Origin of the sequence: Marivivens donghaensis (genome assembly GCF_030410045.1) — a bacterium.
Classification (GTDB): Bacteria; Pseudomonadota; Alphaproteobacteria; order Rhodobacterales; family Rhodobacteraceae; genus Marivivens; species Marivivens donghaensis.
In genome coordinates this window covers 502,521-521,363 of the sequence record NZ_JAUFRA010000005.1, presented here as the reverse complement: position 1 = coordinate 521,363, position 18,843 = coordinate 502,521, and the positions used below count along the sequence as shown (strand labels likewise).

Here is an 18,843-nt window from a genome sequence, read left to right as displayed (position 1 = left end):
GGCACCTATGATCGAAACCCGCAATTTGTCGCTTGAGGCCATCGAAGATCTGGCCATGCGGGCGCTGGTGGCCGCGGGCACCTCAGAGAAAAACGCACGCCCGCTCGCGCTTGCAACCGCAGCAACTGAGGCTGACGGAGTTTCGAGCCATGGGCTCGCCTACATTCCGATTTACTGTGAACACGTCCAATGCGGTAAAGTTGATGGGGAAGCCGTTCCCATTGTCACGCGGCCTCGGCCCAGCGTGGTCAAAGTCGATGCGGCCACTGGTTTTGCACATGCTGCAATCGATCTTGGTTTTGCAGAGCTTATTCCTCTTGCTAAAGCACAGGGAATTGCCGCGCTTGCGATTGATAATAGTTATAACTGCGGGGTCTTAGGGTATCACACCCATCGTCTTGCGCAGGCGGGATTATTGGGGATCGGTTTCACAAATGCCCCCGCATCAATCGCCCCCTCGGGTGGCGCGAAACCTGTCGTCGGTACCAACCCGTTTTCAATTGCGGCGGCCGGTGAAAATGGTGAACCGCTAATTCTTATTGATCAATCGGCAAGCACGATCGCTAAATCCGAAGTTATGAAACGTGCTCGAGAGGGACGACCAATCCCAGTTGGTTGGGCTCTCGATCCCGAGGGAAACCCGACAACGGACCCGAACGTCGGATTGAAGGGCTCTATGTCGCCTTCGGGTGGGTACAAGGGGGTTGGTGTCGCGCTGATGACCGAACTCCTTGCCGCCGCTATGACGGGTGCAACTTTGGGCGCGGATGCTTCACCGTTTTCTGGAACTGCGGGTGGTCCGCCTAAAACAGGTCAGTTTTTCCTCGCGATTGATCCGGTGGCGACCTCTGGCGGTCACTTTGTAGATCGTTTGACACGTCTTGTTTCCATAATTCACGATCAGGAGGGCGCACATCTTCCGGGGGATGGAAGGGGTGCGAAACGGGCGCTGGCCAAGGTTGAGGGTGTCAATGTGAATGTCGCAATTCTCGATAAAATATCCGCTATTATCGCATAGACCCATCTTCGATCAGTCGTAGCGATTGTATCGCCTTAAGCCCTGTTAAATTTGGGGTTTATGGATTTGTCTTTGCGTGCAATGAAAAATCCTGCGTTTCAGAATATCTGAAATTTAGTTTAGAAGTATTTGTTTGATTGAAGTGTATTCTTCCCGAATATTGAATGGACCGAGCACTTGGGTTTGGCACGAACTGTGCCCTGTTCATGAGTGCAATAAAGGAATGGTCTTCGTCGCTTTGCCGTGTGGCAATGCAACCAATGAAATGCAGAAAAAGGCGGAACAAACCGCTCTGCTCTCAAACATAATTACTCAGGGAGAGTAAACATGAAGAAACTACTGCTTGCTGGCGCATTTGGGGCGTTTGCCGCACCTAGCGTTGCTATGGCCGACTGCGGTGAAGTCTCGGTCGCTGAGATGAACTGGGCATCTGCCTCGATCATCACCAAGATCACCGAGTTCCTGATGGTTCAAGGTTACGGCTGCGAGGTTACCCTCGTGCCTTCGGCGACCACCACCGCTGTGACATCGCTTGCTGAAAACAATGAGCCTGATGTAGTGCCTGAACTCTGGGTCAACTCTGCGCCGCTCTACAACGAACTGGAAGCAGCAGGTAAAGCGATCACCGCTGCCAATGTGTTCTCTGACGGTGGTACCGAAGCATGGTTCGTGCCGGACTACGTGGTTGCAGAGCATCCGGAATTGGCAACGATCGACGGCATTCTGGCGAACCCAGAGCTGGTTGGCGGTCGTTTCCACAACTGTCCTGATGGCTGGGGCTGCCGTATCGCCAACGACAACCTTGTGAAAGCGTTCGATTTCGCAGGTCACGGCATGGAAGTGTTCAACCACGGTTCGGGCGAAACGCTTTCTGCTGCAATGGCATCGGCATATGAAAACAAAGAGCCGTTCTTTGGCTACATGTATGGCCCGACCGCAGTTCTGGGTCGTTACCCAATGGTTGCCGTCGATATGGGTCCATATGACGCCGAAATCCACGCATGTAACCAGACCGTCGATTGCGCAACTCCAGCGAAATCGTCTTACCCAGCTGCGCCTGTTCTGACCGTTGTCACCTCTGACTTCGCAGAGCGTAACCCTGAGGTCTTTGATCTCGTCAGCAAAATCTCGTTCACCTCGCTCGAGCTGAGCCAGCTGTTGGCATGGCAAGCAGATAACGGTGCGTCTTCGGAAGAAGCTGCTGTCTATTACCTGATGGGTAACAAAGACAACGTTATGAGCTGGGTTAGCGAAGATGCCGCTGCAAAGCTGAGCGCGATCCTCAAGTAATGAATTGGCCGAGGCGGGTGTGAATCCGCCTCGGCAATTTTTTGAACGGTACGACGAAATGAAGAGGTCGGTCTGATGGCGACATATGATTTTATCTTTGACAGCATTGGCCTAAGGGATTGGTGCGGCGTCAAAGAGTCTAGCGGACCAATGACTATGGCCGAGCTCCTTGCCGGATCAAAAGGGTCCGATAGCGAGGGCTTCCTAAACAAGGCAATGTCGGTTCCGTTTCCGTCTCTGGATGAACTGAACGAAGCCTGCTCTTCGCTTGCTCGGACACGTGATCTAACAAAAGCTGTTGAAGACGCCTTTTTGGGTGCCAAGGACAGCCTCAAGATCGTTCTCGATCCGTTGACCCAACCCCTAAGCTGGATCTTGGAAGGGACGCTGTGGCTCTTTGCTGCGACGCCTTGGTGGTTGATGATCCCTCTGATCCTGCTCCTCGTGCACGTCGCATCCAAGTCACTTCAGTTGGTTGGCTTTGTGGCCTCTGCACTTCTGTTTCTGTCCTTTATCGACCACTACTCGTTTGCGATGCAAACGTTGTCGATCATCTTTGTGTGCGCCACTCTTTGCGTGCTCTTTGGCGTTCCGATAGGGATCGTGATGTCACGAAGTGATCGGATGCAGCGGATTATGATCCCAATATTGGACATGCTCCAAACCCTTCCGACATTTGTATACCTTATCCCGCTGATCTTCTTGTTCTCAGTCACGGAGCCAAAACTCTACGGTATTGCGATCATCCTCTACGCCATTGTGCCTGTGATCCGTTTGACCGACCTTGGCATTAGGCTCGTGAACAAAGAGGTGATCGAAGCCGCCGACGCATTTGGCATGACCAAGAGCCAAAAGCTCTACAGCGTGCAAATCCCACTCGCCTTACCAAACATTATGGCTGGCGTGAACCAAACGATCATGATGAGCCTTGCGATGGTCGTGATTGCTTCGCTCGTTTCGGCGCCAGGTCTTGGTGTGCTGGTGCTACGCGGCATCCGTAACCTTGAACTCGGGGTGGGGCTTGTGGCTGGGCTCGGGATCGTCTTGCTGGCTGTGATCCTTGACCGCGTCACCAAAGCAGCTCTCGCGCGTGTTAACGCATCCAACAGCGTCCCGCGTCACTAAGGATCGTATTATGACTGACCAAGTAAGCATCTCGATCCGCAATCTGTACAAGATCTTTGGGTCTAACCCGCAAGAGGCTCTCAAACGCGTATATGATGGCGCGTCCAAGAAAGAGTTGATGGATAAACATCGCCACGTTCTCGGGCTGAGCGATATCAACGTTGATATGCATGCGGGCAAGATCACGGTGATTATGGGGCTTTCGGGCTCTGGTAAATCAACGCTGATCCGCCACGTGAACCGCTTGATCGAGCCGACTGCGGGCGAAATCTGGGTGGACGGCGAGAACGTTCTGGAGTTTTCCGAAGAACGCCTGCGCGAAATGCGCCGACTGACAATGTCGATGGTGTTTCAGCATTTTGCTCTTCTTCCGCATCGTTCCGTGTTGGAAAACACTGGCCTTGCGCAATCTGTGCGTGGCGAGAAAAAGCCGAATTACGAGAAAGATGCTCTCAAGTGGCTTGATCGTGTTGGGCTTGGCGGGCAGGGCGGTCAGTATCCTCACCAGCTGTCGGGCGGGATGCAGCAGCGTGTCGGTATTGCCCGTGCGTTGACGTCGAATGCGCCGATTATGCTCATGGACGAAGCCTTCTCCGCGCTCGATCCGCTGATCCGCACAGACATGCAGGACTTGTTGTTGGAACTTCAGGACGAACTGCATAAAACGATCATCTTTATCAGCCATGATTTGGATGAAGCGCTCAAACTTGCTGACCATCTGGTCATTCTCAAGGATGGCCGTGTTGTGCAGCAAGGCGAACCGCAAGAAATCCTGTTGCGGCCAAACGATCCTTACATCGTCGACTTTATCTCGGATATCAACCGCGCCCGCGTTTTGCGCGTTCGGTCTATCATGAAGGCGTTGAAAACTGACGCACAGCAGTCGATCTCTGGTGAAGTCGATGCCGAAGATACGCTGGAGTCTGTGATTGCGCTTTCTGGTGGGGATGCAGATCAGATTTTCCGAGTGATGGCGAACGGCAAGCCTGTTGGTCTGGTCTACATGCGTGATCTCGTTAGGGCGCTGGTTCCGACAAGTGCAAGCGCAGGCGGTATACGCAGAAGTGCGGCTAGAGTGGGCGCGGAACCTTCTCCTCCAAACTGAAATGTCCGCCGTCGAAGTCGCGATGGCCTGTGGGTTTGGGAACTCTGGACATTTCACAAGAGTTTACCGGCTCGCCTATGGGGGGACGCCGATGATGCAACGTGGGCGTTTAACCTGAAAGGATCAGACATGCGCATTCGTGAAATCCACATTTATCACCACGCGCTACCGGTCAAAAATGGCCCTTATCGAATGGCGAATGCAACTGTCTGGTCTTTAGATACAACGCTTGTCCGCATTGTGGGTGACAACGGATTGGAAGGATGGGGGGAAACCTGTCCTGTCGGACCGACCTATGCGGAATCCCACGCGGCGGGTGCGCGTGCGGCTCTCGCACTGATGGCGCCTGACCTGATCGGGGCAGAGATTTGGCCCGCAATGTTGCAGCGTAAAATGGCGAGTTTGCTGAACGGTCATAACTACGCCAAAGCTGCGATTGATATCGCGGCGCATGACCTCTTGGGTAAATCGCTGTGCGTTTCGGTGGCTGATCTCCTTGGTGGGGCGGTGACCGATAATGTGCCGTCTTACTATGCTAGCGGTGTGGGCGCGCCCGATGACATTGCTCGCATTGCCGCTGAAAAATTGGCCGAAGGCTATCCTCGTTTGCAGATCAAAGTTGGTGGTCGTCCCGTCGAGATCGACATCGAAACCATTCGCAAAGTTTGGGAGGTCATCCGCGGCACAGGGATGCGGCTCGCCGTTGATGGGAACCGTGGTTGGAAGACACGAGACGCGCTTCGGGTTAGCCGTGAATGTCCTGACATTCCGTTCATCATGGAGCAGCCGTGTAACACAATCGAAGACCTTCGAACTATTCGATCGCTGGTGTCTCATGGCATCTACATGGACGAAAACAGCGTCGATTTGAACACGGTGATCTCTGCCGTGGGAACGGGTTTGGTTGATGGGTTTGGGATGAAAATCACACGGATCGGCGGGTTGCAGCATATGCGGACCTTCCGCGAGATTTGCGAGGCGCGGAACCTGCCACATACCTGTGATGACGCTTGGGGTGGGGATATCATCGCTGCGGCCTGCACGCAAATCGCCTCTACCATGCGTCCCGATTTGTGCGAAGGCGCGTGGCTTGCGGCGCCTTATATCGAAGGAAACTACGACCCCGAAAACGGCATCAAAATTGAGGGCGGATATATCAAACGCCCAACTGGTGCGGGTCTGGGCATTACGCCTGACGTGTCGGTTTTCGGCGCACCTGCGGCAAGTTTTTAAGAGGCATTGTAGGGCATTGTGGCAGTGTCAGACTAAACGTCCTTGAGCAGGGTAGTGTAGGTGGTTAGCGTTTTGGTATGACTAAGCGCTCTCCATTTCGGTACTTCAAGACGAGCCCAGAGGTGATCCGCTTAGCGGTCATGCTCTATGTACGGTTCCCTCTGTCTCTTCGTAATGTGGAAGATCTCCTGCATGAGCGGGGGATCGATGTTAGCCATGAAACGATCCGTTATTGGTGGAACAGATTTGGTCCGCTGTTTGCTTCTGAAATCAGAAAGCGAAGAGCGGACAGATTGAAATCCAGCTCGAATTGGCAATGGCACCTGGACGAGGTCTTCGTGAAAGTGAATGGCGTCCGGCATTACATGTGGCGCGCCATTGATCACGAAGGGGAGGTGCTTGAAAGCTATGTCACAAAGCGCCGAGACCGTAAGGCAGCACTGAAATTCCTTAGGAAATCTCTGCGTAGATACGGAAGCCCTCAGGCAATAGTCACCGATAATCTGAGGTCTTATGGCGCAGCTATGAGAGACCTGGGAAATACTGAGAAGCAGAAAACGGGCAGGTGGCTCAACAACCGTATTGAGAATTCTCACCTTCCGTTTCGACGACGAGAGCGTGCCATGCTGAGGTTTCGGCAAATGCGATGTTTGCAGAAATTCGCCGCTGTTCACTCTTCCGTCCACAATCACTTCAATCAGGAACGACACCACTATAGCCGAGGCAACTTAAAGACCTTACGCGCCGCTGCTCTCGCAGAGTGGCGCCAACTTGGTGCGATCTGAAGACTTGGTTAAGTGACAAACGGAGACGAGTTCGAATTAGTCTGACAGCACCTTCCTTAGGACTTTGATGGTCAAGCGACCGTGCAGCGCTGCAATAATGATTGCCAGACCCGCGCCCATCCCCGCGGCTTCGGTTGGGGTGAAGATCTTTGCGTAGAGACCTCCGATAATGAGGCTGAAGAGTAACAGGAACGGCCAAATACCCGAGAGTGCGGAAAGACGTTCCGACCAACCAACTTTTTCGCCTTTGGGCGCATGTTCAGGATTGCGGGCCGCGATAAACCGGATCGCGATCATATAGAAGGCCAAGCCTAGTAAACCTGGAACAACACCCGCAACGAAGAGATCGCCAATGTTCGTTTGCGTCAGGATGCCGAAGACAACCATGATAATCGATGGAGGGATGAGGATACCCAACGTTCCACCAGCTGCGATCGTTCCAGATGCGATCTCGTCAGAATATCCATATTTGCGCATGCTGGGGTATGCGACCTTCGCCATCGTCGCAGCTGTCGCATAGCTTGATCCGCATACGGCAGAAAACCCCGAACAGGCAACCATTGTTGAAAGAGCCAGCCCGCCTCTCACATGACCGACAAAGGCAAATGCAGCGCGAAACAGATCATTCGCAATGCCCGTTTTGGAAATAACGTTGCCCATCAGAATGAACATCGGAACCACTGCGAGATCGTAGGACAGGACTGCATCTGAAATGGTAAGTGGCACCAATTGAAACGCGATATTCCAATTGATAGCGAAACCGATGCCAAGGACGGAGACGGCCATAAGGGCGAACGCAAGGGGCACGCGCAAAAATGCCAGTGCGATAGCCGTAATCATTGCGATTGAACCGATGACTTCGATGGTGACCTCAGCTTTTACACGAAAGATGATAGCCTGATTGCGCGGCTGCCGTCGATTGATACAAGTAAAACGCCTGTTCATATCATCTTTGGCGCATATGACCCGACGTGTACCCCAGAAGACGCAAAGCGAACTGCAAAGGCTATTCCGGGCTCTACGTTGACCGTGATGGATGAACTCTGCCACTTCCCGATGAGTGAACATCCAGTCGGCTTCAGGCCGTTCTTTTTGGAAGCCCTCGAAAAAATGGTTTGCTGAAATAACCGCTTAAACGAGCGATCAAGATCGACCCAATACCCAAAGGCATTAGCTGGTTGGGTGCTGGGTCTTTCTGTTTTCTAGATTTTCGATCAATAGTTTAGGGTATGAATCGATCGTGGGTTCTTCGGGAGGGTGCATGCAATACCGAACTGCGCATTTCCGCCGAATTTACGACCCCCTAGGTGAGATATCCTATGGGTTTTGGGGGCGGGAATTTATTTCCTATCGCCGGTTTCTTTTTTTTCTGGCAGCGTTTCATCGAAATCCCAACAATCCCGCTGACCCCATCAAAATCTTAAAGACGATAGTCCTCATGAGTTCTCATCAACTTCATACCCTTAAAGCCCCATGACTACCCCCTTCAAAGCTTATCTTTATTGCTCGGGAAGGTGGGGGAAGTGAGGTGATGATCCATCGCGCAATCCATCCTGCTGGCGTTCTTTGTGAATGCTCGATGGAGTTGTCGGGATCTTAAAAGCGACCGTTGAGAATGTCTGCTAAATTGGTGAGATCGATTTCGAATTGATTGCCGTTTGGAGTGAACCAATGGGCCTACGGTCCTTCTGTAGGATGGCTTCAAGAGCGGGTGGATGATATCCTAAAGCTCTGCGGTATCATTATGTTGTAGTGCTGCCTCCTCTGTTCAATGATGATGTGGGCTTCTCATAAAGTGTAGAAGACTTCGTCATTCAAAAGCTCGTCGCGGTCCCTGCCTTTAGAGCTTTCGGCGTCACCATTCTCCTACGGGCTCCCTCGTTCTATATCGGGAATGCTCTTGTCGTAGAGCCCCTCAAACTGCTTCAGTAATGGGGTTCTGAGTGATCTGTAGGTCGCTAAAATTTGCTACACATTTTGCTACACATTTTGCGTTACGGTTTGGGCGATTGTTTTCTAAGTAATTGATTGTGTTTGGTTTAATTTGGGTGTGAATTGCTGGCGGCTCTCACCGCTTCCGCCACAATCCCTCATCAAAATCTCGATCAGCCACTAGCCGTTCAGCATCCGGTAGACTGCTCGTATAGCCGTTGCACCAGTATAATCGCTGACCTGGCCAGTTGTGATGAAGCAACGGATCGGGCGTCCGCTCGTGTCCGTGACAGCATGCAGTTTGGTGTTCTTGCCACCCTTTGTCTGATCATTTAGACGTCGACTCCCCTTTTTCGGCCACAGGCTTGAGGCTCTGCGGTGTGCCTCCAGATAGGTTGTGGAGAGCGGATAGATTAAATCCAGTTCGGATAGGGCTGACAGCACCGTCGCTTGCACATTGCAATCACGGGATCAGGTCGCCTACGGGGCCGTTTTTGTTTCAACCAAGTTTATCGGAGCAATCCAACTTTCGAAGACTGGCGATCTGGCTGATATCGGTCTTTGGACGCTTCGCGTCTCTTTCTACCCGTCCTTCGGCGAAATCGAGACGGATCTAAAAAGTACATCCCTTTCAGTGGGTTGGCGCGGAAGGCCGCGCCACCGCTGTAGCAGGTTGAACTGCTTCTCGGTGCGAATAGAACAACCCCAAGGCGGCGTGGTTGTTGATCATTTCGGGTGTTTCGGCCGAGTTGAACTCTGGCGACCGCGCGTTAGGTCACTCAGAGGACAATATGAGATCGAAACAATGACAGACTTAATCCCGACCCGCACCGCTGGCGAAGAGCTCTTAGCGGCTTTTGGGCCTCGAATGGGGCGTCGATACGCCAATGGCCGCAATACGGATCATGGCCCAGGCGCACACAAAGCAGTTTCGGTTTTATCCCGCTATATTCGGCGCAGGTTGGTTCTGGAGGCGGATGCGGTCTCAGCGGCGTTAACCGCCCATGGGCCGCAAGATGCGGAAAAGTTTGTGCAAGAGGTGATCTGGCGCGGCTATTTCAAAGGCTGGTTGGAACACCGACCGCAGGTCTGGGACAGTTATCGCAAGGGGCTGGACGCTGATATTGCCGTGCTTGACCGTGACCGCCGTATGCGCCGCGATGTCGACCGTGCAATGTCTGGGCAAACGGGACTAGAGTGCTTTGATGCTTGGGCAGCCGAACTGGTGGAGACTGGCTATCTGCATAATCACGCTCGGATGTGGTTCGCTTCGATCTGGATATTTACTCTTGGGTTGCCATGGCGGTTAGGTGCGGATTTCTTTTTTCGTAACCTGCTTGATGGTGATGTCGCCTCAAACACGCTGAGCTGGCGCTGGGTGGCAGGACTGCACACGCGTGGCAAGCCATATCCGGCCGACACGCAGAATATCGCAACATTCACAGCCGGTCGGTTTACTCCGCGCCGCAGTGATCTGGCGGTGGTAACCCAAGGGCTTGAGGCAACCGAGCCTGACGGCCTGCCTCCAGTCGTGCCGCTGCGTTCGGTCCTGTCACCGAAACCCGATCTCCCAACTGCACTGCTGATCACGGACGAGGATTGCCGGATCGAGGATTTCGACAGTTCTGCGTTGGATATTCGAACGGTGGCTACGCTTGTGGCGGGTCATCTGCGATCCCCTTTGCCAGTATCCAATCGTGTTCTTCAGTTCGAGAATGGTGCGTTGGCAGATGCGGCTGCGCGCGCTGGGTTTGCCTCAGTAGAGATGCAAGCAAACGATCCCAGCGGCTTGGCGCGATGGGCGGCGGATGCGGGTGCAACACAGATCGTTACGCCGTATGTGACGCGCGGTCCTTTGCGAGATTGGCTGGATGCGGCCACTCCATCTTTGGTCAAGCATGGCATAACGCTATGCGAGTGGCAGCGCGATTGGGATAAGGCGATCTGGCCCCACGCCACTGCAGGTTTCTTCAAGGTTAAGAAAAATATCCCACGTATCCTTGAACAGGCAGGTCTCGCATGATCGCCGTGCGGATCGGGTCTTACGGTCCGGATGACGTTGTGCCGGATGCTCATATTCTGGATCTGACACTTACCATTTCCTCACATCTTGTGATGGTTCCGCGAGACGAGATGGCGCTCGTGTTTGACTACGACCCGCTCATCCGACGCATCGACACGCTGGCGGGCGCTCACCACTATGAGACGCAAGAGCGGCTTATGACCTGTATCGTCGAAGCCTGCGCTTCCTGAGCCCGTGCAAAGTGCGGAGCTGATCGAACGCAACATGATCCCTGCGCCATCTCAATGAACTCGCCAACGGTCGTAGGATCGAGGAGATCGCTTTTTCATATGAAGGCAAGTGTCATCGCCTCGTTACAAGCCGACATTCCCTCGCGGCGATGGCCCTTTAAGCATCGCGGGACAGCAGCCTTGACCTGTGCTGGATCGACGGCAGTTGTCTTTTTCTGGGTGAGTGTCCGGAAAAGTACCTTTTATATTGCTTCTGAGAGGTCGTTGTTAAGCATCATATGTTCAGCGACATCCAGCCACAGTTGATCAATTTGGTCTATAACCTTGGGATCAAATTGATCTGCGACTTTCCAGTATCGTCCATTTGGCACCATGTAGTTTGCGCGCGCTTCAGCGCTCAGTGCACGCTCAATAAGGCTGCTTTGAAACCTGATAGGTCGAACAGAGTTTAGGCTTGAATGAACGGCTCTTGGATAAATCAGACGGCTTGTAGGAGCATTCGATAGGTTTACCAAGGCGCAGTTCGACTGAGATGCGAGTGCCAAAAGACGCGCTGATTTTGCTTCAAGGGATCGCAGGGTGATGTCGTCGCGCAATGGGTCAGCCGTTCCTTGGCCATAAAAATGCGTTGGCCCGGTCTGGGGATAAACCATGTCACAACCGATCATGGCTATAACGCGTGGTTTGAGCGCGGCAAGCGCCCAGTAAGCGGCGGTGAAGGCCATAGTGCCTCCAGCATAAACAAAGCCACCAAATTGGTTTTGCAGAGGTACATAATCATTTGCGCAGATCGTTTTTTGATCTGTTTTAAATAATCGTGGACGTCTGTCTATCGGGAAATCCTCGGGATGAATGAGATAGTCCCAATCGGGGCGTACTTGCCATGCATTGTTGATCGCGACGATGGTTTGGGACGAACTGCGGCGCCAATCTCTTGACTGAAGTGCCCCAGGTCCTGAACCAATAATAATGACTACACCCACGGCTTGGACTCCCCGTTGCCACTTCTTCTCTGTGTCTGAGTTAGGGCAATCCGAGGGTGTAGCAATCAAATGGAGCAACATTCTTTGGTTTTGGCCCAGTCGGCAATCACGACAGCCGAGGGAATATTAAGACCTTGTGCATCGGAACTCTTGGCGAGTGGTATGCCAATCCAGCGCGAAAACCGAGTTGGCGGCCTCAGTTCCGTAGTCTGCAGGAGATGGGATATTCGCGACGATTGTGATGCGTCAGCAATGTTGCTGTGTGGTAGTCGGAACCAACGGTTAACCCAGTTTTACCAAATCGCTCACGATTGCGGCGGTGGCGGGTGCGAGAGTGACGCCGATGTGGCCATGTCCAAATGCCATGATCACGTTTTTGTTGTGTTTTGTGGCTCGGATAACGGGGACTGAATCCGGCATGGATGGGCGAAACCCGAACCAAGTTCGACTAGGTACCCCCAAGGCTGGAAACATGTCACGTGCTCCGCGTTCTAGCATTTTTAGTCGGTGTTCAGACTGCGGCAAAGAAAGTCCGCCCAATTCGACCGTTCCAGCGATGCGCAATCGTCCGACCATTGGCGAGGCGTAAAAGCCGCGTTTGGCAGAGCATACTGGCCGCGTCACCGGCGGCGTATCCATGTCGAACTCCAAGTGATACCCGCGTTCGGTATCAAGGCGCACAGTATCGCCCGCCGAGCGTGCCAAAGGTTTCGAAAACGCCCCCGCGGCCACAACCACCTTATTGGCCTGAAGAACGTGGTCTGTGCAGTGAACCTTTATCCGTGTTCCGTCACTGTCGTCGATTGCATACGCGGCCGTCGGATAGATCGTGACTCCCCGTTCCACCAAGTTCTTGGCGAAAATCTTCATAACTTCCCCAGGGTTGTCGATGCTCGTTGCGTCGGGAAAGAAATGAGCGCCGCCCTCAAAGGGCTGTAAATTGGGTTCGAGGCGCAAGACCTCGTCGGCGGTTATGACTTCGACCGCGACGCCGTTCTGTCTCCGCAGCCTTTCGTCGTATTTTGCGGCGGCAAAGGCTTTGTTTGACTCATAAAGGTACAAGCATCCTCGCCGATGCAAATGATGTGATGCGCCAAGTTCGAGGCTAAGTTCATGCCACATGTCGCTCGCGTTTTTCAGGAGCGCGCCGATCCTCTGGGCATTGTTTTCAGCTTGCTTGGGGAGGCTTTGGTAGAAAAACTCGATCAACCAAGGCGCGAGGCTTGGCAAGGTCTGATAACGCAAAGACAATGGGCTGTTACGGTCAAAGAACAGACTGGGCAAATTGCGAAGCACATTAGGCGTACCCACTGGAATTGTTGCATAATCTGCAATTGTGCCAGCATTCCCGTAAGACGCACCCATGCCCAATTCATTAGGTTCGATAAGCGCGACCTCTCTGCCTTCTTTGGCAAGGCGAAAGGCTATGCTCATTCCAACGACACCACCGCCGATGACGATAATTTCGTGGTGATCAGGTTTGGGGGTAAGATCAGGCATAAGTGCTCACGTCGCGAAAGCTGACTTCAAGGTCGCCATAGTGCGATATTAATTCGGCGTGTCAAATTCTCGATTTCGACGCGACGTCTAGCCTAACACGTCGAACAGCCGCGTTCGCGTGTGGGGGCGACTGGGGTGTAGCCTTCGCGCAGGATGCGGTTCATGCCGCCTTGGACATCGATCACGGGGCCGTTGATCAATTGGGCGATCTGGCGCGTGGCTTGGGATGTGCGATTGCCTGATCGACACACGAGCGCCAGCTTTTGCCCGTCGCGAAGGTGTGGTTGAACGGCTTGAAGGAACGATTGCGGGTCGGTGTAGGTGACGAGCAGAGCGCCCTCAATCACGCCTGTTTGCTTCCATTCTTCGGGGCGCCGAATGTCGACGAGCAATGTGTCCTCAGATGTGGCAAGCGCCTGACCACTGAGCGCTTCTAGCGTGAGGTTTTCGGCGTGAGCCTCAGGTTGATACAGCCCGAATCCGATTGCGGCGGTTGAAATGACGGCGGCGCCCAAGAAAACTCTGCGATTCATCGTTCATCCTCATGAATTTTTGCCACATATAATATAATGAAAATGTAATGTGTAGGGGCCAACTAGCTGCGTTTGGTCGCGGGGTGAGGCAAAAATGACCGACTGACCCCATCAAAAGCATATCCTAATGGAGTATTCTGTCGATTTCATTTGAAATCTTCCTCGCTCTCTGCAAGCTGCGCCAAAGTTCTCTTTGCAAACATAGCAGGAAAAAGATGGAAGTTTCGGTTCGCGACAATAATGTCGAGCAAGCGTTGCGTGTGTTAAAGAAAAAGCTCCAGCGTGAAGGGGTTTATCGCGAAATGCGTCTGAAAGAGTATTTCGAGAAACCTTCCATCCGCAAAGCGCGCGAGCAGAAGGAAGCGATCAGCCGTCAGCGTAAACTGGCTCGCAAACGGGCTCAAATGCTCGGCTAAGCTAGGCTGGTTCGCGCCGAGTTGGGTGCGTCTATCCAAGGTTGCTGCATTCGTCGAAAGACGTCGATGTAGAACATTACAGAAGCTGCACGACTAGCGCCTTTCATCCTGAACACCGATGTGTTGTTTTTGGGTGGGATCGAGGCGCAAAGTTGGCAGCTTTTTCTGTTTCGCCTTTAAGTCTCTGAATTCACGATAGTTTTAACGCCCGCCTACTCGGCAAAGGCACGTGCGTGTTTGATTGCGGCCGTAGCTGCGTTTGGGATGAAGACATCGCTTCAGGATTTGCAGAAGGTTGGCGGTGGGGCCGTTGGCGTTCGGCTGACGTTTGGGGGTAAGATCACGACCTATAGGCGCCTGGCTGGGCAGTCCGTCGGGTTCTATCCCGAACAGGACACCTTCGCGCGCCGCTGGAAGGTCGATGCTCGTTTCGAACCCGCGATGGAGGACACGGTCAGAGACCGACGTTACGCAGCATGGAAACGCGCGGTCGCAGCGACGATAAGCGCGGTCTAGGCGATCGGAATACCCGCGAGATGCGCAACGAGCTCCAACCCGTTGCGGGCACCGAATTTGTCCATGAGCTTTGCGCGGTAAACTTCGACAGTGCGAGGGCTGATCTCTAGGCGACGCGCGATTTCCTTGGACGTTAGTCCCTCGGCCAGCATCTGCGCCACCTGTCGTTCGCGGCGCGTGAGTTCGGTCACAGGGCGATTGTCCGAAATGTCTGCAAAGCTCCACACCGATTTTGCAAAGGGCTGATCAAGGTCGAGCGACTGCCCCCGAACACGACACCAAAACAGGCTGCCATCCTTGCGACGCATGATGCGTTCGTCGGCATAGCGCCCCAGCCCGCGCATCTTTTCGGCGCCGATCTGGCCAATGCGCTGAAATTCCTCTGACGAGGGATACAGTTTTGACAGTGAATGCCCCTGAAGTTCGGAGGCCGCAAATCCGAACATTTCGCAAAAGCGGGCGTTGCAGCGCTGGATCACGCGATCCTCGGCGTAGATCAAACCGACTGGCGCGCTCTCAAAGGCTAGTGCGGCAAACCTGTCCATCTCTTGTCACCCGTTACGTAGTTTCACGGATCGCGCGGCCCGACCCGCTGGAGTATTCCGATGGAAAGGGAATGGAGGCAAGTATGGACGCAAGAATAGTTGGCTGGGGGCACACCAAATTTGGCGTGCATCGTGACAAGAGCCTAGAGGCGTTAATCCAGCAGGCGGCGTCTGAGGCGATCAAAAGCGCAGGTCTCACGCCGAACGATATCGACGCGATTTGGCTCGGTCATTTTAACAACAGCATGGTGCCTGACGCCTTTGCCGCCTCGCTCGTGTTGGGGATGGATGACGGATTGCGGTTTAAACCAGCGACCCGCGTGGAGAACGCCTGCGCGTCGGGATCTGCCGCGGTCTATGCGGCGCGCAATGCGATCCGCGCTGGTGACGCGCGCTGTGTCTTGGTGATCGGCGTCGAAAAGATGACCGAACTCGACACCAAAGGCGTGACGGCGGCCCTCGCTGGTGCATCCTATTCCGCCGAAGAAGCAGGCGTGAGTTTCCCGCTGATCTTTGGCCGTATCGCCGCGGGATATTTTGATGCCTTTGGTGATCAATCCGAACCGCTTGCGCGGATCGCGGTGAAAAACCATGAAAACGCTCTGAGCAATCCGCTGGCCCACCTGCAGCGCGAGGTGACATTTGATTTCTGCAATGAGGTCAGTGAAAAGAACCCGATGATCGCGGCCCCGCTTCGGCTCACCGATTGTTCGCTGATCAGCGATGGCGCAGCGGCGCTGGTGATGGTGGCAGACGATATGACGGCGGATTTCGACCATGTTGCGGGATTTCGCGCTGCCGTGCAGTTGAACGATTTTCTGCCAATGTCGCGGCGCGATATGACCGAATTGACCGCCGCGCGGCGCACCTTTGAAACCGCATATGAAATGGCGGGGATCACCGTTGATGATCTCGATCTGGCTGAAGTCCATGATTGTTTCACCATCGCGGAACTGATGATCTACGAGGCGATGGGCCTTGCCGAAAAAGGCAAAGGGGCCAGCCTGGTGACTGAGGGCGCGACCCTGCGTGGTGGCCGTCTTCCGATCAACCTGTCGGGCGGGCTAAAGGCCAAAGGGCATCCCGTTGGCGCAACGGGCGTGTCGATGCATGTCCTTACTGCGCAACAGGTCACGGGGCAGGCAGGTGGCGTTCAGCTGGAAGGTGCGGAACTGGCCTGTGTGTTTAACATGGGTGGCTCGGGCGTTGCGAACTACTGTTCAATCCTAGAGGCCGTTCGATGAACCCCGCTGAATGGTTGAAACGAACGGCAACGCGGTCCCCTGATCGTCCTGCGCTCTATTCTGGCGAAACCCTCGTATCGACATACGCGGGTTTTGACCGCGCGGCGGCATCGATTGGGGCTGCGTTGAGGGCACGCGGAATTGGCGCGGGGCATCGCGTCGCGGTGTTCATGTATAACTGTCCTGAATTCCTCGAAACGCTCTATGGCAGTTGGTATGCGGGCGCGGCGGCAGTGCCAATCAACGCGAAGCTACATCCCAAAGAGGCGACTTGGATCATCCGTAATGCGGGCGCTGATTTGGTATTCAGTGATGACGTATTGGTCGGGGATCTGTCTGATCTGTCGGAAGGGCGAGAGATCATTTCCGTCAACGGGACCGCGTTTGCAGAGATGAAACAGGCTGATCCGATGCCAGCGCCAGTCGGTCTGAACGAGAGCGATCTCCTTTGGCTGTTCTACACCTCAGGCACCACGGGCAAACCCAAGGGCGTGGCCCTGACCTGTGGCAACATAGCTGCGATGACTTTTACCTACTTCACCGATGTGGATGATGTTTTCGCGGAGGACGCAATCCTTTATGCCGCGCCAATGTCGCATGGCGCTGGGCTCTATAACTTTATGCATGTGATGCGCGGGGCGCGGCATCTGGTGCCCGAAAGTGGTGGTTTTGATGCGGCAGAAATCCTGATGCTGGGCAAACGAATGGGGCCGATTTCCATGTTCGCGGCGCCGACCATGGTGCGGCGGCTGGTCGATACCGCGAAAGCCAGTTCTGAAACGGGCGAAGGCCTTCGGACCATCGTCTACGCGGGCGGTCCAATGTATGAGGCCGATATTTTGGACGCGACCGAGGTGATGGGCGCACGCTTTGTTCAAATCTATGGGCAGGGGGAATGTCCTATGGGCATTACGGCCTTGCCTCGTGGTGACGTGATAGACCGCAGTCATCCACGCTGGCGGGACCGTTTGAATTCCGTCGGCACGGCGCAGAGCGCGGTGCGCGTGCGCATCGTTGATCAGGACGGCGCAGAGCTTCCCCGAGGTGAAATCGGCGAAATCGTCGTCAAAGGTGCGACCGTGATGTCTGGCTATTGGCAGAACCCTGAGGCGACCCAAAAAGCGATCCGTGATGGGTGGCTTTGGACGGGTGATATGGGGCGCATGGATGACGACGGCTACGTCACCTTGCAGGACCGATCAAAGGACATGATCATTTCTGGCGGCTCAAACATCTACCCCCGCGAGGTCGAAGAGGTTCTACTGAGCCACCCGAATGTGCATGAGGTTGCGGTTATCGGCACGCCTCATCCCGAATGGGGCGAAGAGGTGATCGCATTTGTCGTCACACTGCCTGACGCTAACGTTTCGTCCGCAGAATTGGATGCGCTGTGCCTCGACCGCATCGCTCGTTTCAAACGGCCCAAAGCCTATCGATTTATCGATGCACTCCCCAAAAACAACTACGGCAAAGTCCTCAAGACTGAATTGAGAGACCGTATGAAAAAGGAACCCACCACATGACATTCCTGACAGGTAAAACGGCTCTGGTTACGGGCTCTGTCCAAGGCATCGGTTTGGCGATTGCAAAGGAACTGGCAGGTGCAGGGGCACGCATTGCGGTTCATGGATTGGCTGATGCTGCCCTAGCGCAAGCTGCGGTGGATACTCTGCTGGCCGCAGGTGCACCTGAAGTGCGGTTCTTTGAGGCGGATATGCGAGATGTGGCAGCCATCGAACGAATGATGACAGAAGTCGATGAATGGGGTGGGATCGACGTTTTGGTGAACAACGCGGGCATCCAGAAAACCGCCATGCTTGCCGATATGGACAAAGAAACGTGGGACGCGATCATCGGCATCAACCTCTCTGGTCCGTTCCACACGATGCGGCTCGCTATGCCGAAGATGGCTGAAAAAGGCTATGGCCGCGTGATCAACATCGCCAGCGTCCACGGCACTGTCGCCTCGGTCGCCAAGGTTCCCTATTGCGCGTCAAAGTTCGGGCTGGTGGGCATGTCAAAGGTCGCTGCCTTGGAATACGCAGCGGCAGGGTCCAAACGTGATGGCGGCATCACGGTGAACTGTATCGGACCCGGCTGGACCGAGACCGCGATTATTGAACCGCAGATCATCGAACGGGCGGCTAAATATGGTGGCGACCGCGAGAAAGGCATCGCCGAACTTCTCGCCGAAAAACAGCCAAGCCGACGGACTTCTGACCCGTCCGAAATCGGGGCTCTTGCCCTCTGGCTGTGCAACCCGATTGCGCACAATGTGACAGGCGCGGTGATCCCCGTTGATGGTGGTTGGACGGCGCAGTAACGGCCCCCAACTATAATCTGAGATATAGGCCGCCTCGAAAAG

19 protein-coding genes and 3 pseudogenes are annotated in these 18,843 nt (G+C 54.3%); 15 read left to right on the top strand and 7 right to left on the bottom strand.

The features are described 5' to 3' along the window. Positions 1–7: 7 nt before the first annotated feature. The 7 genes from QWY83_RS08215 to QWY83_RS08185 all read left to right on the top strand — a co-directional run bounded on the left by QWY83_RS08215 (position 8) and on the right by QWY83_RS08185 (position 6,556). Positions 8–1,018 (top strand): Ldh family oxidoreductase, encoded by a 1,011-nt coding sequence (locus QWY83_RS08215; protein WP_249945330.1) that lies wholly within the window; start codon positions 8–10, stop codon positions 1,016–1,018. 327 nt (positions 1,019–1,345) lie between these two features. Then, positions 1,346–2,308 (top strand): ABC transporter substrate-binding protein, encoded by a 963-nt coding sequence (locus tag QWY83_RS08210; RefSeq protein WP_249945331.1) that lies wholly within the window; start codon positions 1,346–1,348, stop codon positions 2,306–2,308. Positions 2,309–2,383: 75 nt separating this feature from the next. Then, positions 2,384–3,433, top strand: a complete 1,050-nt coding sequence (locus tag QWY83_RS08205) for an ABC transporter permease (protein WP_067548462.1) — start codon at positions 2,384–2,386, stop codon at positions 3,431–3,433. A 10-nt stretch (positions 3,434–3,443) separates the two neighbouring features. Then, on the top strand, positions 3,444–4,538 hold the full coding sequence (locus QWY83_RS08200) for an ATP-binding cassette domain-containing protein (protein ID WP_249945332.1): 1,095 nt from the start codon (positions 3,444–3,446) through the stop codon (positions 4,536–4,538). Then, on the top strand, positions 4,441–4,656 hold the full coding sequence (locus tag QWY83_RS08195) for a helix-turn-helix domain-containing protein (RefSeq protein ID WP_353958945.1): 216 nt from the start codon (positions 4,441–4,443) through the stop codon (positions 4,654–4,656). Before QWY83_RS08200 ends, QWY83_RS08195 begins: the two co-directional genes overlap by 98 nt. An 11-nt stretch (positions 4,657–4,667) precedes the next feature. After that, positions 4,668–5,771 (top strand): mandelate racemase/muconate lactonizing enzyme family protein, encoded by a 1,104-nt coding sequence (locus tag QWY83_RS08190; RefSeq protein WP_067548455.1) that lies wholly within the window; start codon positions 4,668–4,670, stop codon positions 5,769–5,771. A gap of 77 nt (positions 5,772–5,848) precedes the next feature. Next, the gene (locus QWY83_RS08185; RefSeq protein WP_249945334.1) at positions 5,849–6,556 is read left to right on the top strand and encodes an IS6 family transposase; all 708 of its coding nucleotides are present in this window, start codon (positions 5,849–5,851) and stop codon (positions 6,554–6,556) included. Between the two features lie 36 nt (positions 6,557–6,592). Here QWY83_RS08185 and QWY83_RS08180 read toward each other — a convergent pair whose 3' ends face one another. Then, on the bottom strand, positions 6,593–7,396 hold the full coding sequence (locus tag QWY83_RS08180; RefSeq protein ID WP_290245947.1) for a TRAP transporter large permease: 804 nt from the start codon (positions 7,394–7,396) through the stop codon (positions 6,593–6,595). Between the two features lie 18 nt (positions 7,397–7,414). On the opposite strand from QWY83_RS08180, the pseudogene QWY83_RS08175 reads away from it, so the two are divergent. Next, a pseudogene (locus tag QWY83_RS08175) lies at positions 7,415–7,678 on the top strand (alpha/beta fold hydrolase); the annotation flags it as partial. A 500-nt stretch (positions 7,679–8,178) separates the two neighbouring features. On the opposite strand, the pseudogene QWY83_RS08170 reads toward QWY83_RS08175, so the two are convergent. Both QWY83_RS08170 and QWY83_RS08165 read right to left on the bottom strand, forming a co-directional pair. After that, a pseudogene (locus QWY83_RS08170) lies at positions 8,179–8,443 on the bottom strand (integrase core domain-containing protein); the annotation flags it as partial. 190 nt (positions 8,444–8,633) lie between these two features. Further along, a pseudogene (locus QWY83_RS08165) lies at positions 8,634–8,893 on the bottom strand (transposase); the annotation flags it as partial. Between the two features lie 400 nt (positions 8,894–9,293). On the opposite strand from QWY83_RS08165, the gene QWY83_RS08160 reads away from it, so the two are divergent. Then, a complete protein-coding gene (locus tag QWY83_RS08160; RefSeq protein ID WP_249945335.1) occupies positions 9,294–10,511 on the top strand; it encodes an FAD-binding domain-containing protein in 1,218 nt (405 codons plus the stop codon). Beyond that, positions 10,508–10,741: a hypothetical protein gene (locus QWY83_RS08155; RefSeq protein WP_249945336.1), complete on the top strand. Its 234-nt coding sequence runs from the start codon at positions 10,508–10,510 to the stop codon at positions 10,739–10,741. Before QWY83_RS08160 ends, QWY83_RS08155 begins: the two co-directional genes overlap by 4 nt. 242 nt (positions 10,742–10,983) lie before the next feature. On the opposite strand, the gene QWY83_RS08150 is transcribed toward QWY83_RS08155, so the two are convergent. The 3 genes from QWY83_RS08150 to QWY83_RS08140 all read right to left on the bottom strand — a co-directional run bounded on the left by QWY83_RS08150 (position 10,984) and on the right by QWY83_RS08140 (position 13,757). Further along, positions 10,984–11,724, bottom strand: coding sequence for a hypothetical protein (locus QWY83_RS08150; RefSeq protein WP_249945337.1), 741 nt, complete (start codon positions 11,722–11,724; stop codon positions 10,984–10,986). A gap of 282 nt (positions 11,725–12,006) precedes the next feature. Continuing rightward, complete coding sequence (locus QWY83_RS08145) at positions 12,007–13,224, bottom strand: NAD(P)/FAD-dependent oxidoreductase (protein ID WP_249945338.1); 1,218 nt, start codon at positions 13,222–13,224, stop codon at positions 12,007–12,009. A gap of 92 nt (positions 13,225–13,316) precedes the next feature. Beyond that, complete coding sequence (locus QWY83_RS08140) at positions 13,317–13,757, bottom strand: rhodanese-like domain-containing protein (protein WP_249945339.1); 441 nt, start codon at positions 13,755–13,757, stop codon at positions 13,317–13,319. Between the two features lie 215 nt (positions 13,758–13,972). Here QWY83_RS08140 and rpsU point away from each other — a divergent pair, with 215 nt between their 5' ends. Further along, complete coding sequence (gene rpsU / locus QWY83_RS08135; protein WP_067546482.1) at positions 13,973–14,173, top strand: 30S ribosomal protein S21; 201 nt, start codon at positions 13,973–13,975, stop codon at positions 14,171–14,173. Positions 14,174–14,437: 264 nt separating this feature from the next. After that, positions 14,438–14,689: a hypothetical protein gene (locus tag QWY83_RS08130; protein ID WP_249945340.1), complete on the top strand. Its 252-nt coding sequence runs from the start codon at positions 14,438–14,440 to the stop codon at positions 14,687–14,689. Here the strand turns inward: QWY83_RS08130 and QWY83_RS08125 are convergent. After that, positions 14,686–15,234, bottom strand: coding sequence for a PAS and helix-turn-helix domain-containing protein (locus tag QWY83_RS08125; RefSeq protein ID WP_249945341.1), 549 nt, complete (start codon positions 15,232–15,234; stop codon positions 14,686–14,688). The genes QWY83_RS08130 and QWY83_RS08125 overlap by 4 nt on opposite strands. A gap of 83 nt (positions 15,235–15,317) precedes the next feature. Between QWY83_RS08125 and QWY83_RS08120 the strand changes: the two genes are divergently transcribed. Genes QWY83_RS08120 through QWY83_RS08110 form a run of 3 tightly spaced genes read left to right on the top strand, consistent with a single transcriptional unit; the run spans position 15,318 to position 18,801 of the window. After that, complete coding sequence (locus QWY83_RS08120) at positions 15,318–16,478, top strand: acetyl-CoA acetyltransferase (protein WP_249945342.1); 1,161 nt, start codon at positions 15,318–15,320, stop codon at positions 16,476–16,478. Beyond that, complete coding sequence (locus QWY83_RS08115; protein WP_249945343.1) at positions 16,475–18,001, top strand: AMP-binding protein; 1,527 nt, start codon at positions 16,475–16,477, stop codon at positions 17,999–18,001. The genes QWY83_RS08120 and QWY83_RS08115 overlap by 4 nt, the downstream gene beginning before the upstream one ends. Continuing rightward, positions 17,998–18,801 carry a 3-hydroxybutyrate dehydrogenase gene (locus QWY83_RS08110; protein ID WP_249945344.1) on the top strand — a complete coding sequence of 268 codons (804 nt, stop codon included), beginning with the start codon at positions 17,998–18,000 and terminating at the stop codon, positions 18,799–18,801. The genes QWY83_RS08115 and QWY83_RS08110 overlap by 4 nt, the downstream gene beginning before the upstream one ends. The last annotated feature ends 42 nt before the right edge of the window (positions 18,802–18,843 follow it).

Coding starts and splice junctions, on each gene's coding strand:
- QWY83_RS08215 (WP_249945330.1), top strand. CDS start 8: ATGATCGAAACCCGCAATTTGTCGCTTGAGGCCATCGAAGATCTGGCC.
- QWY83_RS08210 (WP_249945331.1), top strand. CDS start 1,346: ATGAAGAAACTACTGCTTGCTGGCGCATTTGGGGCGTTTGCCGCACCT.
- QWY83_RS08205 (WP_067548462.1), top strand. CDS start 2,384: ATGGCGACATATGATTTTATCTTTGACAGCATTGGCCTAAGGGATTGG.
- QWY83_RS08200 (WP_249945332.1), top strand. CDS start 3,444: ATGACTGACCAAGTAAGCATCTCGATCCGCAATCTGTACAAGATCTTT.
- QWY83_RS08190 (WP_067548455.1), top strand. CDS start 4,668: ATGCGCATTCGTGAAATCCACATTTATCACCACGCGCTACCGGTCAAA.
- QWY83_RS08185 (WP_249945334.1), top strand. CDS start 5,849: ATGACTAAGCGCTCTCCATTTCGGTACTTCAAGACGAGCCCAGAGGTG.
- QWY83_RS08180 (WP_290245947.1), bottom strand. CDS start 7,396: ATGATTACGGCTATCGCACTGGCATTTTTGCGCGTGCCCCTTGCGTTC.
- QWY83_RS08160 (WP_249945335.1), top strand. CDS start 9,294: ATGACAGACTTAATCCCGACCCGCACCGCTGGCGAAGAGCTCTTAGCG.
- QWY83_RS08155 (WP_249945336.1), top strand. CDS start 10,508: ATGATCGCCGTGCGGATCGGGTCTTACGGTCCGGATGACGTTGTGCCG.
- QWY83_RS08145 (WP_249945338.1), bottom strand. CDS start 13,224: ATGCCTGATCTTACCCCCAAACCTGATCACCACGAAATTATCGTCATC.
- QWY83_RS08140 (WP_249945339.1), bottom strand. CDS start 13,757: ATGAATCGCAGAGTTTTCTTGGGCGCCGCCGTCATTTCAACCGCCGCA.
- rpsU (WP_067546482.1), top strand. CDS start 13,973: ATGGAAGTTTCGGTTCGCGACAATAATGTCGAGCAAGCGTTGCGTGTG.
- QWY83_RS08130 (WP_249945340.1), top strand. CDS start 14,438: ATGAAGACATCGCTTCAGGATTTGCAGAAGGTTGGCGGTGGGGCCGTT.
- QWY83_RS08125 (WP_249945341.1), bottom strand. CDS start 15,234: ATGGACAGGTTTGCCGCACTAGCCTTTGAGAGCGCGCCAGTCGGTTTG.
- QWY83_RS08120 (WP_249945342.1), top strand. CDS start 15,318: ATGGACGCAAGAATAGTTGGCTGGGGGCACACCAAATTTGGCGTGCAT.
- QWY83_RS08115 (WP_249945343.1), top strand. CDS start 16,475: ATGAACCCCGCTGAATGGTTGAAACGAACGGCAACGCGGTCCCCTGAT.
- QWY83_RS08110 (WP_249945344.1), top strand. CDS start 17,998: ATGACATTCCTGACAGGTAAAACGGCTCTGGTTACGGGCTCTGTCCAA.